The 14,555-nt window shown below is 64.1% G+C and carries 13 protein-coding genes; 7 read left to right on the forward strand and 6 right to left on the reverse strand.

Going from position 1 to position 14,555, the window contains the following annotated elements; translation table 11 throughout:
* A partial coding sequence (locus tag GGR45_RS13325; RefSeq protein WP_246358228.1) for a LysR substrate-binding domain-containing protein occupies positions 1 to 589 on the forward strand: 589 nt, incomplete at its 5' end.
* Positions 590 to 673: 84 nt separating this feature from the next.
* On the forward strand, positions 674 to 1,690 hold the full coding sequence (locus GGR45_RS13330) for a zinc-binding alcohol dehydrogenase family protein (RefSeq protein ID WP_043061433.1): 1,017 nt from the start codon (positions 674 to 676) through the stop codon (positions 1,688 to 1,690).
* A gap of 218 nt (positions 1,691 to 1,908) precedes the next feature.
* Here the strand turns inward: GGR45_RS13330 and GGR45_RS13335 are convergent, their stop codons facing one another.
* Positions 1,909 to 2,796: a LysR family transcriptional regulator gene (locus tag GGR45_RS13335; RefSeq protein WP_243403486.1), complete on the reverse strand. Its 888-nt coding sequence runs from the start codon at positions 2,794 to 2,796 to the stop codon at positions 1,909 to 1,911.
* 151 nt (positions 2,797 to 2,947) lie between these two features.
* On the opposite strand from GGR45_RS13335, the gene GGR45_RS13340 reads away from it, so the two are divergent.
* Genes GGR45_RS13340 through GGR45_RS13350 form a run of 3 tightly spaced genes read left to right on the forward strand, consistent with a single transcriptional unit; the run spans position 2,948 to position 5,479 of the window.
* Positions 2,948 to 3,748, forward strand: coding sequence for a DODA-type extradiol aromatic ring-opening family dioxygenase (locus GGR45_RS13340; RefSeq protein ID WP_174521625.1), 801 nt, complete (start codon positions 2,948 to 2,950; stop codon positions 3,746 to 3,748).
* Between the two features lie 36 nt (positions 3,749 to 3,784).
* Positions 3,785 to 4,639 (forward strand): SDR family oxidoreductase, encoded by an 855-nt coding sequence (locus tag GGR45_RS13345; RefSeq protein WP_043061431.1) that lies wholly within the window; start codon positions 3,785 to 3,787, stop codon positions 4,637 to 4,639.
* A 48-nt stretch (positions 4,640 to 4,687) separates the two neighbouring features.
* Positions 4,688 to 5,479, forward strand: coding sequence for an SDR family NAD(P)-dependent oxidoreductase (locus GGR45_RS13350; protein WP_061780454.1), 792 nt, complete (start codon positions 4,688 to 4,690; stop codon positions 5,477 to 5,479).
* Between the two features lie 332 nt (positions 5,480 to 5,811).
* Here the strand turns inward: GGR45_RS13350 and GGR45_RS13355 are convergent, their stop codons facing one another.
* The 4 genes from GGR45_RS13355 to GGR45_RS13370 form a co-directional block, all read right to left on the reverse strand.
* Positions 5,812 to 8,445, reverse strand: coding sequence for an AAA family ATPase (locus tag GGR45_RS13355; RefSeq protein ID WP_061780453.1), 2,634 nt, complete (start codon positions 8,443 to 8,445; stop codon positions 5,812 to 5,814).
* Positions 8,442 to 9,557 (reverse strand): metallophosphoesterase family protein, encoded by a 1,116-nt coding sequence (locus GGR45_RS13360; protein ID WP_043061447.1) that lies wholly within the window; start codon positions 9,555 to 9,557, stop codon positions 8,442 to 8,444. The genes GGR45_RS13355 and GGR45_RS13360 overlap by 4 nt, the downstream gene beginning before the upstream one ends.
* A 78-nt stretch (positions 9,558 to 9,635) precedes the next feature.
* Positions 9,636 to 10,022: a type II toxin-antitoxin system VapC family toxin gene (locus GGR45_RS13365; protein ID WP_043061448.1), complete on the reverse strand. Its 387-nt coding sequence runs from the start codon at positions 10,020 to 10,022 to the stop codon at positions 9,636 to 9,638.
* Positions 10,019 to 10,264 (reverse strand): AbrB/MazE/SpoVT family DNA-binding domain-containing protein, encoded by a 246-nt coding sequence (locus GGR45_RS13370; RefSeq protein WP_022676113.1) that lies wholly within the window; start codon positions 10,262 to 10,264, stop codon positions 10,019 to 10,021. Before GGR45_RS13370 ends, GGR45_RS13365 begins: the two co-directional genes overlap by 4 nt.
* 1,245 nt (positions 10,265 to 11,509) lie before the next feature.
* On the opposite strand from GGR45_RS13370, the gene GGR45_RS13375 reads away from it, so the two are divergent.
* Positions 11,510 to 11,956 (forward strand): disulfide bond formation protein B, encoded by a 447-nt coding sequence (locus tag GGR45_RS13375; RefSeq protein ID WP_156477765.1) that lies wholly within the window; start codon positions 11,510 to 11,512, stop codon positions 11,954 to 11,956.
* Between the two features lie 2 nt (positions 11,957 to 11,958).
* Positions 11,959 to 12,690 (forward strand): hypothetical protein, encoded by a 732-nt coding sequence (locus tag GGR45_RS13380; RefSeq protein WP_043061449.1) that lies wholly within the window; start codon positions 11,959 to 11,961, stop codon positions 12,688 to 12,690.
* A gap of 282 nt (positions 12,691 to 12,972) precedes the next feature.
* Here the strand turns inward: GGR45_RS13380 and GGR45_RS13385 are convergent, their stop codons facing one another.
* Positions 12,973 to 14,544: a mechanosensitive ion channel family protein gene (locus GGR45_RS13385; RefSeq protein WP_052814284.1), complete on the reverse strand. Its 1,572-nt coding sequence runs from the start codon at positions 14,542 to 14,544 to the stop codon at positions 12,973 to 12,975.
* Positions 14,545 to 14,555: the final 11 nt, after the last annotated feature.

The raw sequence follows: 14,555 nt of genomic DNA on the forward strand, positions 1-14,555 counted from the left end.
GGAGAAGGTCGCGCCCGGCATCAAGCTCCGCCTGACGCCCTACGGCAACGATCTTGTGGAAACAGGCGTCGTGTCGGGCACGACGGCGCTCGTGCTGGGCCGCATCGTCGATCCGCCCGACAACCTCGTCGTCCAGCACCTGATGGACGAAGGGCTCGCCTGCGCCGTCCGCGCCGACCATCCGGGCGTCGGCGATGCCATGACGCGCGAGCAGTTCGAGGCGATGAAGCACGTCAACATCGTGCCGCCCGGACGGATGCGCGCCGGGCTGTTCCAGGCGCTGGCGCAACAGCAGCTGAAGCGCGACGTCGCAATCTCCGTGACAAACTTCTTCGCGGTAGCCGAGATGGTGGCGGTGACCGACTATTGCGCCACCTTGCCCTCGCTCATCTGCAGGCGGCTGATGCACGACCCCCGGCTGAAGATCCTGCCGGCTCCGGTCGACCTTGGCAGCTTTCCCGTGGAAATGGCTTGGCACGTCCGCTATCGGCATGATCCCGCACACCGCTGGCTACGGGCGCTGATCGGCGCGGTCATCACTGACCTCACGGGGAAGACGGCAGCGGCAGCCACGCCGTCGCCAGCCTGAGGACGATGTCGAACCGCGACGTCGCTTGTGCGTATCCCGTAGGTAACAAAATTCGCTATATAGCCTCTGACGATAGGATTTATCATGCGCGCAATCGGCTACCAGCAGCCCGGAACGATCGATCGCACAGAAGCTCTCGTCGATATCGAACTTCCCGATCCCAACGCTACCGGCCGTGATCTCCTCGTCGAGGTCAAGGCTGTCTCGGTAAACCCGGTTGACACGAAGGTGCGCGCTGGCTCGGGTTCGATCCACGGTGATTGGCGCGTCCTGGGTTGGGATGCCGCCGGTGTCGTTCGCGCGGTTGGCCCTGAAGTGCGCGGCTTCGAACCGGGCGACGAGGTGTTCTACGCGGGTAGCATCGGCCGCGATGGGACCAACGCCGAGTTGCACTTGGTCGACGAGCGCATTGTCGGGAAGAAGCCGGCTAGCCTCGATTGGGCAGAGGCAGCGGCGTTGCCGCTGACGGCGATCACTGCGTGGGAGGCCCTCTTCGAGCGATTGTCCGTGCGTACTCCTGTAGCCGGTGCAGCACATGCGCTGTTGATTGTCGGGGGTGCCGGCGGGGTAGGCTCGATGGCAATCCAGCTTGCTCGCCAGGTACCCGAGCTGATCGTCATTGCGACAGCCTCGCGCCCTGAAACGCAGGCCTGGGTGGCCGAGCTCGGTGCGCACCATGTCATCGATCATCGCCAGCCGCTGGCTCGGCAAGTGGCGAATTTGGGCATTGGCGCGCCGGCTTTCGTCTTCTCGACCACGCACACCGACGAGCATATCGAGCAGATCGCCGAGATGATCGCCCCGCAGGGACGTTTTGCGCTCATCGACGACCCCAAGACGCTCGATGTCGTACCATTCAAACGCAAGTCGGTGTCGACCCACTGGGAGTTCATGTTCACCCGGTCCATGTTCGAGACCGCTGATATGGAAACGCAGGGTCAGATCCTGTCGACCATCGCCAGCCTCGTGGACGCCGGCGACGTGCGCACCACCCTCACCGAACGGTTCTCCCCCATCAACGCCGCGAACCTCAAGCGTGCGCACCAGGCGCTTGAGAGCACTACCGCACGCGGCAAGATCGTCATCGAGGGTTGGCAGTGATGCGGTTCACGCTCACCCGCAACGTCCGCCGTGCCCGCGGCCCCCGCCGCACCAACTGAAAAGGACCAAGCCTCGGCGTTATCGATGCCAGCCATGTGCGGTTGTGGGCGTCGCTTTCGCTGGGTCACTGATATCTACAATCATAAAAGACCGTGATGTTTTGAGATAGCAGACGCGGTCCTCGGGTGAAAACTCGGGACGTCTGCTAGCTCGGCCTCTCACCAATCGGTGCCAAGAGCGGGGAGTGCTTCGGCTAAGAAGTCAATCCACGCCCGCGTCTTGGCGGCGGGGCGCCGCGTCGGGTGTGTGATGGCATATGCCGCTCCCAGCATCATAGGCGGCTCGTCCAGCTCAAGCTCGCTCAATTGGCCGGCGCGAAGCGCCTCTGCCGCAATAAAGCGTGGCCCATAGACCAGCCCTTGGCCCGCGATGGCAGCGCGAACCAAGGCCTCGCCATTGTCGGAACACATCGATCCTGAGATCGGCACCTTGATCGTCCCGTCTTTGCCGAACGCCCACGATGTCGTTCCTGCAAGCGACGCGTTGGTGTGGCCCAGGCAATCGTGATCGCCGAGATCGGCCAGGCGGGTTGGCGTTCCCCGCCTCGCCAAATAAGAGGGTGCGGCACACAACACGACGCGCATCGCCACGAGCTTGCGGGCAACAAGCGCACTGTTGGCGAGGCGCCCGATCCGTACGGCGACATCCCAACGTTCTTCCAGCAGGTCGACGTAACGATCGTTGAAGCCCAGTTCGATCGTCACTTCGGGATGACGTGCGGAGAAAGCAGGGATGAGTGAGGCAAGGTGCAGAACGCCGAAGGTGGCGGGCGCACTGACGCGCAGCAGTCCCTGCGCGGTGATCGACCGCGACGATGCCTCCGCCTCGGCTTCTCCGATCTCCATCAGGATACGTTCGGCCTTTTCGAAATAGTCGGTGCCTGCCTCGGTCAGCGACAGCCGACGCGTCGAGCGCTGGATCAGCGTGGTGCCGAGCCGCGCTTCGAGGGCGTCTAGGTGCTTGGCCGCCATCGCCGGCGACATGTGCAGATCGCGTGCGGCAGCAGAGATGCCACCGAGCCTGATCGCCCGGACGAACACGTCCATACCCGTCAATCGATCAGCCATGATTTCCTACCCGTGGTTGAAGCTGATCCTTCTACGCGAACGATTATCATTGCGCGATATCGGGCACATATTCCGGTCAACAGATCGAACAATGATCCAGGCGGCTTCCGTGGCGCCTGCACCGGAGTGTATGACCATGAGCGTCCAGCCTACCTACTTCATCCCGCATGGCGGCGGCCCCTGCTTCTTCATGGACGATCCGCGCGGCGTGTGGAGCGGTATGGAAGCGTTCCTGCGCAGCCTGCCGAACTCGCTTGCCGAGAAGCCCAAGGCCATCCTCGTCGTCTCGGGACACTGGGAGACGGACGGCTTCGCCTTCACCGGCGCCGAACGGCCCGAGCTGATCTACGACTATTACAACTTCCCGCCCCATACCTATCAGCTGCGCTACGACGTGCCGGGCGCACCAGCGCTCGCCGCCCGTGCCGCGGCTCTGCTCAAGGATGCGGGCATCCCCTCGTCTGTCGACCCGAAGCGGGGCCTGGATCACGGCGTGTTCGTGCCCCTCAAGGTCGCCTTTCCGGATGCGGACATTCCGCTGATCGAGATGTCCGTCGAGCGCGGGCTGGACCCGGCCCTCCATGTCGCTGCGGGCCGCGCCCTTGCGCCGCTGCGTGAGGAAGGTGTGCTGATCCTAGGTTCGGGCATGAGCTTCCATAACATGCGCGCCTATGGCGATCCGCGCTCGACGCCCGGCTCGCAGGCGTTCGACCAGTGGCTGGCCGAAAGCATGGAGCTGGACGGCCCACAGCGGGCCGAGCGTCTTACGCAATGGGCCGATGCGCCCTCGGCGCGGTTCGCCCATCCCCCGGCCAAGGAGGAGCATCTGCTGCCCCTGATGGTCGCGGCCGGCGCGGCCGAAGGCGAAGGCGCCCGGGTCTATGCCGAGGAAGTGCTGTCGACCGCCATCTCCGGCTTCCGTTTCAACTGATCTCAACTCTCAACGCGTCATCGAAGGAGAATTGTCATGACCATCGCCGTCACCGGCGCGACCGGCCAGCTTGGCCGCCTCGTCATCGAAAGCCTGAAGCGCAAGTCGACCGGCGAGCCGATCGTGGCGCTGGTGCGCTCGCCCGAGAAGGCCAGCGATCTGGGCGTCGAGGCACGCGCGTTCGATTACGCGCAGCCCGAGACGCTTGCTCCGGCACTGGCCGGGGTCGACACGCTGCTCCTGATCTCGTCGAGCGAAGTCGGGCAGCGCGAGCCGCAGCACCGCAACGTCATTGAGGCCGCCAAGCAGGCGGGCATCAAGCGTATCGTCTACACCAGCCTGCTCCACACCGACCGCTCGCCGATCAGCCTAGGCGAGGAGCACCGTGCGACCGAAGCGATGCTGGCATCCTCCGGCATCCCGACGACCCTCCTGCGTAATGGCTGGTACACCGAGAACTACACGGGCTCGATCCCGGCGGCTCTGGAGAATGGCGCGTTCGTCGGCAGCGCTGGCGAGGGACGCCTGTCGCTCGCGACCCGTGCCGATTATGCCGAGGCCGCAGCCGTCGTGCTGACCAGCGAGGGCCATGAGGGCAAGACCTATGAGCTGGCTGGTGACGACGCGGTGACGCTTGCCGACCTTGCCGCCGAGATCTCGCGCCAGACGGGTCGCGACATCCCGTACCGCGACCTGCCGCAGGCCGACTACGCTGCGATCCTGAAGCAGGTCGGCCTGCCCGAGGGCTTCGCCGAAGGGCTCGCGGCGTGGGACGTCGATGCCTCGAACGGCGCGCTGTTCGATGACGGCCATCAGCTCTCGAAGCTGATCGGACGTCCGACGACGCCGCTGGCCGACGCCGTGCGGGCGCAACTCGCCGCGCAGGGCTGACGTTACGCAATCCTCCGACGGTTAAAAAGCCATCCCTGGAGATAGCGCATGAACATCGACCTTTCCGGCAAAACAGCGCTCGTGACCGGTTCGACCGCCGGTATCGGCTTCGCAATCGCGAAGGGGCTGGCGGCAGCCGGGGCGATCGTCGTCCTGAACGGGCGCGACGAGAGCCGCACCCAGGAGGCGGTGGCCAGGCTGAAGCGTGAGGTCGGGGATGCCGATGTGCGCGGTGTAGCCGGAGACGTTGGAACGGAAGCCGGATGCGATGCCATCGTATCCGCGCTTCCGGCGGTCGACATCCTGGTCAACAATGCCGGCATCTTCGGCCCGCAGGACTTTTTCGAGACGCCTGACGCGGAATGGGAACGCTTCTTCAAGGTCAATGTGCTGTCGGGCGTACGCCTGTCCCGGGCCTATCTGCCGCGGATGCGCGACAAGGGCTGGGGTCGCGTGCTGTTCCTGTCCTCGGAGTCGGGCCTGAACATCCCGGCGGACATGATCCACTACGGCGTGACCAAGACCGCCGACCTCGCCCTGTCGCGTGGCCTCGCCAAGCGCATGGCGGGTACGGGTGTAACGGTGAATGCTATCCTTCCCGGTCCGACGCTCTCGGAGGGCGTATCCGAGATGCTGGCGGATGCGGTCGCCTCGGGCAAATCGTTGGAAGAGGCCGGCGCCGATTTCGTCAAGGCACACCGATCGTCCTCGATCATCCAGCGCGCTGCCACGGTCGAGGAAGTCGCCAACCTGTGCGTGTACATCGCCTCTCCACAAGCGTCCGCGACCACCGGTGCGGCGCTACGCGTTGACGGCGGTGTGGTGGATACGATCGCCTGACTTTCAGTTTGTCCTATCCCGATTGGGAAGGGCGGCCAGCACTACCAATGCGCGAGTTGCACGACATACGGCAAGGCGGGTGCCGTTTCCCGAACTGCTTGTCGAGCGTGGCGAAACGGAAAGCCAGACCGCCAGAAAATCGACCGGGGCTGTTGAAAAATGCGCCGCTGGTGGCCGGTCCGGTTGAGGGCGAGATGACACCCCAAGGTTTCGGGATCCCGTCTCGCATGGGATCCCAATCGGAACGGGGGCCGCGGTAGCCAACGTCAGCTATGCGCCTTGCTTTACCCAAAAGCGGCCGGTCCGCTAACCACCAGAATTTCTAGGTTCCGTTACCGACCTCCCGCCAGGCTAATCCGGTTACCAAGATGGCGAAAGGCGCGATCACGACAGGTAAGCAGGATGACCTGCATTCGCGTTGCTGCCTCCGTCAGAATCTCGGTCATAAGATCGAGGCGGGTATCGTCCGAATAGACCAGCGGGTCGTCCAGGATCAGCGAGACCGGCATGCCCTGCTCGAGGAGCATGTCGGCAAAGGCAAGCCGCGTGAGGACTGCCAGCTGTTCCTGCGTGCCCCTGGAGAGATCGCCGCAACCCTCGGCTAATCCGCCCCGCGCAATCGACGCCAGGCCAAGGTCGTCGCCAAAGCCGGGGTCCGCGCCCGGCAGCAGCCGTTCGATGTGCCGGCGCGCACGCCGCGCCACAGGCCCGACGAACGTCCGTGACGTCTCGGCGCGTGCGCTCTCCAAAGTGTCGCGAAGCAACTTCAGCGTTTCGGCTTCCTGCGTCACACGTGCCAGATTGGCAGCTGCGGCATCAGCCTCCTCACGCGCAACTGCGGCGCGGTCGGCCAGCCCCTTGCCGCCTTCCGCCTCGATCCGCGCCTCGAGCCCGGCAATCACCTTTTCCAGGTCGGTACGCTGGGCCCGGGCCACCTCGACCCGCTTGTCCAGCAGTCCGATCTGCCGTTCGATCGTCACAACGTCATGCGCAGTCGCCGCGCGTTCGGCATCCTGCAGGTTGACGAGCGCTGCCGCCTCCTGCTGGCGCGCATCGCGCAAAGCGTCGTCAAGCGAGGCCACCTCGGACTTGGCTTCCAGGGTGGCAAGCTGGGCCGCGACATTCAGCGCATCCCGCTCGGCGCCAGCTTCCTGAACCATCAATGGAGCATTGCGCGCCTCCACCTCGCGCAACTGCTCGGATGCCACCGCATCGACACCTTCAGCCTTTGCCAGCGCTATATCCGCCTCACGTGACGCGATCGTCAGCGCCTCGACGTCTGGTTCTTCGCCACTCCCCTCCCCTTCCGCGCCTTCCCGCAATCCGGCGATGAAAAGTTTCAGGGCCGAAGCACCCGCCTCGACGTCGAGCAGCGTCACGGCAGGCGTGATCCCGGCGATCCGCGCTTCAAGCGTGCGAAGGTTGGCGACCGCGTCTCGTGCCGCCTCGTTACGATCACGAGCCGCAGCGACACTCTCCACCCCGTGCTCAGCCAAGGCTGAGTTCAGATCATCGGTCGCATTGGCGAGTGCCGTCTCGGCGCCTTGCAGCCCGACCGGCGGACGGATGATCAGTTCGGCATCGCCCAGTCTGATGCGCGTCTCGCGAGACAGCATGCGGTCTCCACGCTCCGCCGCAGCTCCGTCGATCGTCAGACCGCTGACATCACCGGCGAACTCTATCCGCGTCGCACCGGCATCCATAGCCGCCCGCGCCTTGTCCACGGCACGTTCACGTTCTTCGAGGGCCTTGATGACGGTGGCAGGGATCGTCGCAGTCGCGAGCTGTCGCGTCGCTTCGTATTCGGCCTCCAGCCCAACCAACTCGGTATAACGCCGTCGTGCCTCGCCGATTGCCCCCCGGCGCTCGCGCTCCGCAGCCCGAATCCGAGCAGCATCAAGTGCCGCGTGAGCGGTCCGCCGAGTGTCACGAGCACGGGTTAGCAGCTCACGGGCTATCCTCGCTCTTTCCTGTGCGGCCGCCAGCTCCCCGACCAAGCCGGATCGACTATCCCGTGCCTTGCTGAGCGCCGTAGCCGTGTCGCTGACAGCTTTGCGGGCGGTTGCGAGGCGCGATGCGAGATCCTCAAGGGCCCTGACGCGTTCGACAAGGCGGCCGTGCTCTGCGCGGCGTGTGTCGAGCAGCTGAGCGGCAGAGCGCGCCACATCGAGCTGGCCTACCAGCGTCCGACGCTGCTCAGCATCGGTGGTATCGGCAAGATCGCGGTCTAGCACCTTTAGCCGCGCTCGCGCAGCCTCGAGATCGGAGAAGCCTTGTTCCAAGGCGGCAAGCCGAGTGGCCGCCTCGCTCGCGGCGCGTTGTGCTGCCTCATGCTCGTCGCGTGCCGCGGTCTGGCGACCGGTCGGCCGACCGCTGTTGGTCCAGTATTCCGCGAACTGGCTGTCGATGCGGGGACGAACACGCTGGTAGGCGGCACCGCCCATGATCGTGCCGACCTCAGCTTCCAGCGTAGCGCGAACGCTGTCGCGCACGATCTCACCCGGCGCCGTCACTTCAAGCGCCTGTGCCTGCCCGACCCACAGCAGGCCGAGTGCGCCGTGGGCGGCCGCGTCGCCGCCCTGGCTGGTGTCGCGACGCGCACCGAGCAGTGCTTGCAGCTGCGCCTCGGCATCCTCGCCCTGCGCACGCCCGTTCGGTCCCCGAACCTCAACCGAAGCACTTTTCAGGAAGCGCTTGCTGACTTCCCACGCCTCACCTTTCGCCTCGAAGCCGATCTCGATCTGCGGAGCGACGGCCTCACCGTAAGGCGCATAGCTACGCGCAAGCCGGTTGGCGGTGTTGTGCCGGATGAAGAAGGCGGCGCGCATCGCTTCCAGCAGCGTCGACTTACCAGTTTCGTTGGGCTCGATGATGACGTTGAGCCCGTTGGTCAGCCCGTCGAGCACGAAGGGGTCGCGGTATTTGCGGAAGTTTGAAAGCGCAACGCGCCGGATTCGAAGGCTCATGCCGCGTCCTGCCCACGCTGATGTTCCACAAACAGGCGCTCAAGCGCGCGCCTGGCAATGGCGCCGTCGCTGCCACCGGCCTCTATCATGCTCATCAGCTTGCCCGCGGCCGTACCTATCATTCCCTCGACCCGCAGGTCTGCCAAATCCTGTTCGCTCGGCCGACCGACGAGATCGTCGGCGGTAACCACCAGATGGCGCAGGCGATGGCGCAGGTCATTGTCGAGACGCGCAAGGATCGCGATACGATCGGACAAACTGACGATACCCGAGAGCGAGAGCTGCAGGAGGGTTGCCGATGGTTCGACCTGCGCAAGCAGCCGGTCGCACTCGGCGGCAAAGCCCTCCGCGTCGGCCACCGTCCACGAGCGCATCAGCCACTGGAACCTGCCAGTACGGATTGGCGATACCGACGGCTCCGCCCCTGCCTCAAGCGTCACGAGCAGAGCGTAGCCCGGCTCATCCCGCTGGAAGCGGTCGGTTTCTGGCGTTCCTGAGTACCAGGTGCGCGCATCGACCCTGAGGCTCCCGTGCCAGTCGCCGAGCGCAAGATAGTCGAGGTTGGAGCGCTGCGCGCGATCAGGTGCGATCTGGTTCTGCGCCTCGCCGCGCGACGAGAAGTCGCGGATCGAGCCGTGAGCGAGACCGATGCGCGAGCGCGCGCCTGGCGTCTCCATCGTGTCGAACAGCGCGGTTGGATCGTCGAGATTGTGCCGGTGGGTTAGCGGTGCCGGCAGCAGCCACTGCCCGGGCTCCAACTCGCATGGCACCGGCTCGGCGAGGACGCGGACATTGGCGGCGCCCTTGGCGCGGACACGGTCCCACAAGCCGCTATTGCGGGCGAAGTCGTGGTTGCCGGGCAGCAGCCACCAGGTACAGGCATAGCGCTGCATTCGCGATACCGCCTGCACGATCACACGGTCTTCTGGTCCTTCGGTATCGAACACATCGCCGGCGACCAGTACGTGCCTGACCTCATGCTCCGCTGCCGCCTTGCCGATCGCGTCAATCGCATCGAATCGGGCTTCGCTGAGGGCAGCGCGCACATCGCTGTCGAAGCGGCCGTATGGCTTGCCGAGTTGCCAGTCTGCTGTGTGGATCAGGCGTAGCATCGAAACCTTCTGGCGGTGTGGGCCATGGCAGTCGAGCCGAGCCCCCTACCCGCTCCCCTAACCCTTGACCGTACGAAGTCAGCGGATCGCGACAACCTTGACCTCGACGGCGTCGGCGACCTTCTTCCAATTCTGGTCGCTGGTCCATGCGGGCAGACCGTCGCGCCGTGCGAGTGCCAGGCAGAAACGGTCACCGAGACTGAGCCCCGCCTCGGCTGTGGCCGCCCGCAACCGCCCAGCGATCTGCGCGAGCGCCTTGTCGGCCGGCACGACCGTCAGCGGCAATGGATCAAGCATCGCATCGACTTCGCGCTCGGGCATGCCGGCATGGACGAAGTGGCTGACGACCTCGGCATAGTTGACGCTGCTCACTCGCGCGCCACCGATTTCCGCCGCAACTTTTGCCGCGCCGCGCTCGCCCTTGAGCATCGCGATGATCGCAGACGCGTCAAGCACCACGCTCATTCGCCGCTCTCTTCCCGACGTCGGGCGAGAAAAGCGTCAACAGAAGCGTCAGGGTTACCGCCGGTGTACTGCTTGGCCAGGGCTTGGGCACGTGCCACTGCCTGACTTGCTGTTCGCAAGACCACACCATCTTCGGTTTCGTCGAGGTAGACCGCACCACCGCCACTCAGACCGAGGCGCTTCCGGACGTCCGCTGGCAGACTCATGCGCCCGTTAGGGGTAATATTAATTTGCAAGGTCATGTTAGCACGTCAGCCCCGATGCACCACTTCGATGCAATATAGCTAAAACGTCCGCCTACGACAACAATGTCGCTCTTGCGCCTATCTTCCACTCCAATGTCATGCTTGTCCTTACGTGTCACACCGCTACGATCCTGCCAGATGCGCTTTTTAGGAGGTGCGTTTTGGGTATACCCGTATAGCACTACCGGGTCTCAGTACACTTTCCGTGTGCTACAGGTTCAAAGGTACCACTCTCAATTTTGGTGCGTTTTGCATGCGATGAGCTAGCTATAAAAGACCATACGCACCGATCCATAGATCCGAAGCGCCCGATCATCGTCGACCCGTAAGACGGGATCGATTTCTTTCTCGCCAGTAGCCCGCGGTGTGTCACGTGGCACACCGTTGGTCGCGGAAGCCGAACCTCGCGCCGCGATCCACGCGGTAGCGGCGTCGATGCGTTTCAAGGCGGGCGCTGGGGCTACCGCACCGAACGGCCACGGTGCCGGCGGGCCCGTGTTCCTCGCGAAGGGCACACCATCGGACTACCTGTGGATCCCGGACATTTGAAAGTTTGGCCGCTCCCCGGATGGATGGGGCGAGACGTACGTGTCGCGCCGCTGGTCGTCGGTGTGAACACGCTCGCGGCATCAAGCACCAACTCTCCGGTCGAAAGCCCACAACCTGCATGACACGGCGTTGAACGTCATGTACCCCGTCATCATGGGTATGCTCCAACAACCATGTTCGCGCCATCTGGCGATATGGTTCGCGGTGCTCGCGATCGCAGCAAGACTCGTCGTCCCGAGCGGCTTCATGCCGCAGAGGGCGGGCAACCACGTGGTCATGGCGGTTTGCACGAGCTCTGGTCCGCTGGTGACCCTCGTTCAGGTTCCGGGTGCGTCGACGGACACGCGCGACGGCTCCGAATCCATCCGCCCTGCGTCACCGTGCTCGGTCTCCGCCACGGACACCTCGATCTGCTCGGCGGTCGATCCGGTCCTACTGACTGCCGCCCTCGCTTTCATCATCAAGACGTCGATCTTCCACGCCGTACGAAGCACTGTGCCGGCTCCTCCACGTCTTCGTCCTCCACTACGGGGACCACCCTCGACCCGCTAGGCATCGGTCAGGCGGCATCCTCTGCGTCCGCCGCCTCCAACCATAATTCCATGACCGATGGAAGATTCGAAAGGTCGCATGACGCCTCCGGTCCGCGGATGGCGCGCGACCAGACTCGACCTAAGCGAGGAACATACCTTCATGCTCAGCCAACGTCACAGCGAGACAACGCTCGCAGCCATCAGCACCAAACGCTTCCTGCTCCTGGCAGGGCTTGTATCGATCCTGATCAGCGTCGCCACTTGGACGTTGGATCTCACACAGGCGACCTACGCCTGTCCGTTCTGTCGAGTCCAACGTTCGGCGATCGGTATCCTGGGGATACTGATTCTGCTTCTCCCGTACGGCAATCGGTTCTTCCTCCGGTATGCCGCAGTCGCTGTTGCCACGCTCGGGTTGGGCGTCGGCATGATGCAGAACTTCAATGGCGGCTGGCTCGCGATGTTCAAAGGGACGTTCAAGCTTCATGATCCGATCTGGTTCGACTCGACGATCCTCTCGTCGTGCGCCATCGTGATCATGTCCTTTCAGCTCGGGATCATCTTCGAGGTCTCGGCGAGGCAGACGCTTCGGACGGAGAGGGCCTGATCATGCTGAAGTCGACGGTGGCATGCATCGCATGGCTCTTGATGGTCGCGCCCGCGGCGGCCGAGCCGACGCAGATCGTCGTGCGGGTAATCAGCCAGGACGGGAAGTTCGTCGGCGATCACACGGGAGGAGCATCCATCACGCTGCGCGAGGTGAAATCGGGCAGGGTGCTCGCACGCGGCGTCACAAGGGGCGGGACGGGCGACACGGAGCGGATCATGGAGGCGTCTCGACGCAGCCCTTCGATCGCGCTTGCCGATGCCGCATCCTACAAGGTCACTCTCGATCTCGGCGAGCCGACGCTCGTTGACCTTGAGGTGGAGGGCCCCATAGGTCGTCCTCGATCCAGGATCAGCGTGAGATCGCAGCGCTGGATCGTCCCAGGCGTGCCGGTGACGGCAGGCAATGGCTGGCTTGTCGAGCTTCCGGGGCTCGCGATCACGCCCACCATATCGACGCAGGGCCGATCGGTTTTGATCACGGCCAAGGTCGAGCTGATGTGCGGCTGCCCGATAACTCCCGATGGACCTTGGCCATCCGCCGATTACGCCGTCACTGCGAGCATCTGGAGCGGGCGCCACGAACTGGCGAGCGCGCCGCTTGCGTTCACCGCGGCGCCTGGGACGTTCAGTGGGCGCATCGCCCTACCGCGAGCCGGGAAGGCGAAGATCTACGTCAACGCCGTGAACGGCCGAACGGGCAACTCGGGACTGGCGACCGTCAGGTTGCCGTGAGCCAAGGCGCTGCGCGTGGGAAACCGAAGCGCGCAGCGCCTCCGTCGATTGACGAGCTATTGATGAGGATCCGCCATGTCCAAACCTCAATTGCGGATCGGCAGGGGAAATATGCAAATCCGCTAAAGAATAGTTCCACTGGCATGAGCCGGATCGAACGCCATCGCATGTATGAGAGGACCTGTGGCTTCTGATGATGCAGCGCAGGTAAGACCTGCATCATCGCATTAGATGCACCTTTCTTCGACGAACACGCTCCCGCACCCTGCGCAAGTCCCAGGTTCAGGTTATAATCGGCGAGACTTCCGCAGGCACGTCGTCCGAGTCGGTATCCACATGCTTCAGGTGAACGGTCTGCGTGGCGTAGGCTATCGGAACCTTAGCCTTCTCCAAGCTGGCATGGATCTTCAAGAGCAAATCCTGTCGGATGATCAAGCTCTCGTCGAAGTCCTGCGCCCTGATGTAGGAGAAGATTTCTATGTCTACGGAGCTCAGATTGATGTCCTTCAGGCGCGCCCGCGCGCCCGGCTTGATGATATGTTCGTTCGCCTCCAGGATTTCCGTCATCATGTGGAGGGTCGCGGGCAGCTTGTCGGACCTGATCCCGTGCTCCAACCTGATGATCGGATTGAATAGGAAGGAGTCCCGTCGAGCGAAGTTTTCAATCTGTCGCGCCGAGAAATCTCCGTTTGGAATGGTCACCACGGTCCGCTCCAAGGTGCGGATGCGAGTGGAACGTATGCCGACGTCCTCCACCGTGCCTACCACGTCACCGACCTTGCAGAAGTCGCCGACCTGCACGGGTTTGTCTGCGATCAACGTCACGCTTCCGACCAGGTTCTCGACCGTCTTCTGCGCCCCGAGAGCCAAGGCGATGCCGCCGATGCCCAATGCGGCGACCCCCGTCGTGACGTCGATCCCGAACGTGTCGAGGACGGCCACGACCGCGATGAACAGCAGGACGAGCTTCGCAGCGCGACGGACGAGACTGATCACGGACACCGCTTGCCGTCGTTCCAGTCCCTTGAGCCGATTGATGCTGAGCTGTGCCACCGCATCGATCATGCGGGCGAAGAACCACGCCAGCGCGATCCAGGCGAAAACACCCAGGTACCGCAGCAGGATTTGACGTGCGATGATGGAGACCGGCAGCGATCCCGCCCATAGCTGGAACAGCAGGGTCGCCCCGAACAGGCTTACCGGCGGCATCGCCGCCTGAGCCACACGATAGGTCCTGCTCCTTTCGTGATCGTGGATCGTGCGCCTCATCACGAAGAGGATCCCGGCGCTGACCACGTAGAAGCCAAGGAAGACGAGCGACGCGAGGCCGAGCAGGGTCGACCAGTCCCCGACCGCCGCGCCCCCGATTTCGATCGGTTGCCCGCCTTTGCCGGTGTTCCTATGCTCGTGCAGCCGCCGTGCGGCGATGCTGGTCTTCAGCGCCACACGCCAGACGTTGCCGGCCGTTGCCGTTCCGCCACGGGTAAGGAGTATGGGTACGTCACCCGTTCTCGAGAGGCTTCCTACCCGTTCGATGTTGGACCCGAGACCGTCCTCCAGATTTCCCTGCGGGTCGTTGGACAGCGAAACGAACGGATCGATCGCACCGCTCTGATCCAATACGGACTGAAGCTCCTCCGTCAGACGGCGAACGTCCGCCTTGGCTTCGAAGTAGCGGCCGGCCCGGCTGTAATCGCGCTCGGCCATTGCGGAAAGAAGACCCGAGACGGTGCCTCGCGGCGTGTCGCGGCCATAGATGTCGGTCGGGGGCTTTGTGGACGACGCGGACGCGCCGGCTTTCGGGGCGGCCTGCGACTGTGCCCGACCCGGCACGGCGCCCGCGAGGAGCACCATGCCGATCAAGT

Source organism: Sphingomonas zeae (assembly GCF_014197135.1).
Lineage (GTDB): Bacteria > Pseudomonadota > Alphaproteobacteria > Sphingomonadales > Sphingomonadaceae > Sphingomonas > Sphingomonas zeae.

Excerpts from the sequence above, each read along its gene's own strand:
- GGR45_RS13335 (WP_243403486.1), bottom strand. The coding sequence starts at position 2,796 with ATGGACGTGTTCGTCCGGGCGATCAGGCTCGGTGGCATCTCTGCTGCC.
- GGR45_RS13370 (WP_022676113.1), bottom strand. The coding sequence starts at position 10,264 with ATGACCTTGCAAATTAATATTACCCCTAACGGGCGCATGAGTCTGCCA.
- GGR45_RS13360 (WP_043061447.1), bottom strand. The coding sequence starts at position 9,557 with ATGCTACGCCTGATCCACACAGCAGACTGGCAACTCGGCAAGCCATAC.
- GGR45_RS13375 (WP_156477765.1), top strand. The coding sequence starts at position 11,510 with ATGCTCAGCCAACGTCACAGCGAGACAACGCTCGCAGCCATCAGCACC.
- GGR45_RS13380 (WP_043061449.1), top strand. The coding sequence starts at position 11,959 with ATGCTGAAGTCGACGGTGGCATGCATCGCATGGCTCTTGATGGTCGCG.
- GGR45_RS13385 (WP_052814284.1), bottom strand. The coding sequence starts at position 14,544 with ATGGTGCTCCTCGCGGGCGCCGTGCCGGGTCGGGCACAGTCGCAGGCC.
- GGR45_RS13330 (WP_043061433.1), top strand. The coding sequence starts at position 674 with ATGCGCGCAATCGGCTACCAGCAGCCCGGAACGATCGATCGCACAGAA.
- GGR45_RS13340 (WP_174521625.1), top strand. The coding sequence starts at position 2,948 with ATGACCATGAGCGTCCAGCCTACCTACTTCATCCCGCATGGCGGCGGC.
- GGR45_RS13365 (WP_043061448.1), bottom strand. The coding sequence starts at position 10,022 with ATGAGCGTGGTGCTTGACGCGTCTGCGATCATCGCGATGCTCAAGGGC.
- GGR45_RS13355 (WP_061780453.1), bottom strand. The coding sequence starts at position 8,445 with ATGAGCCTTCGAATCCGGCGCGTTGCGCTTTCAAACTTCCGCAAATAC.
- GGR45_RS13350 (WP_061780454.1), top strand. The coding sequence starts at position 4,688 with ATGAACATCGACCTTTCCGGCAAAACAGCGCTCGTGACCGGTTCGACC.
- GGR45_RS13345 (WP_043061431.1), top strand. The coding sequence starts at position 3,785 with ATGACCATCGCCGTCACCGGCGCGACCGGCCAGCTTGGCCGCCTCGTC.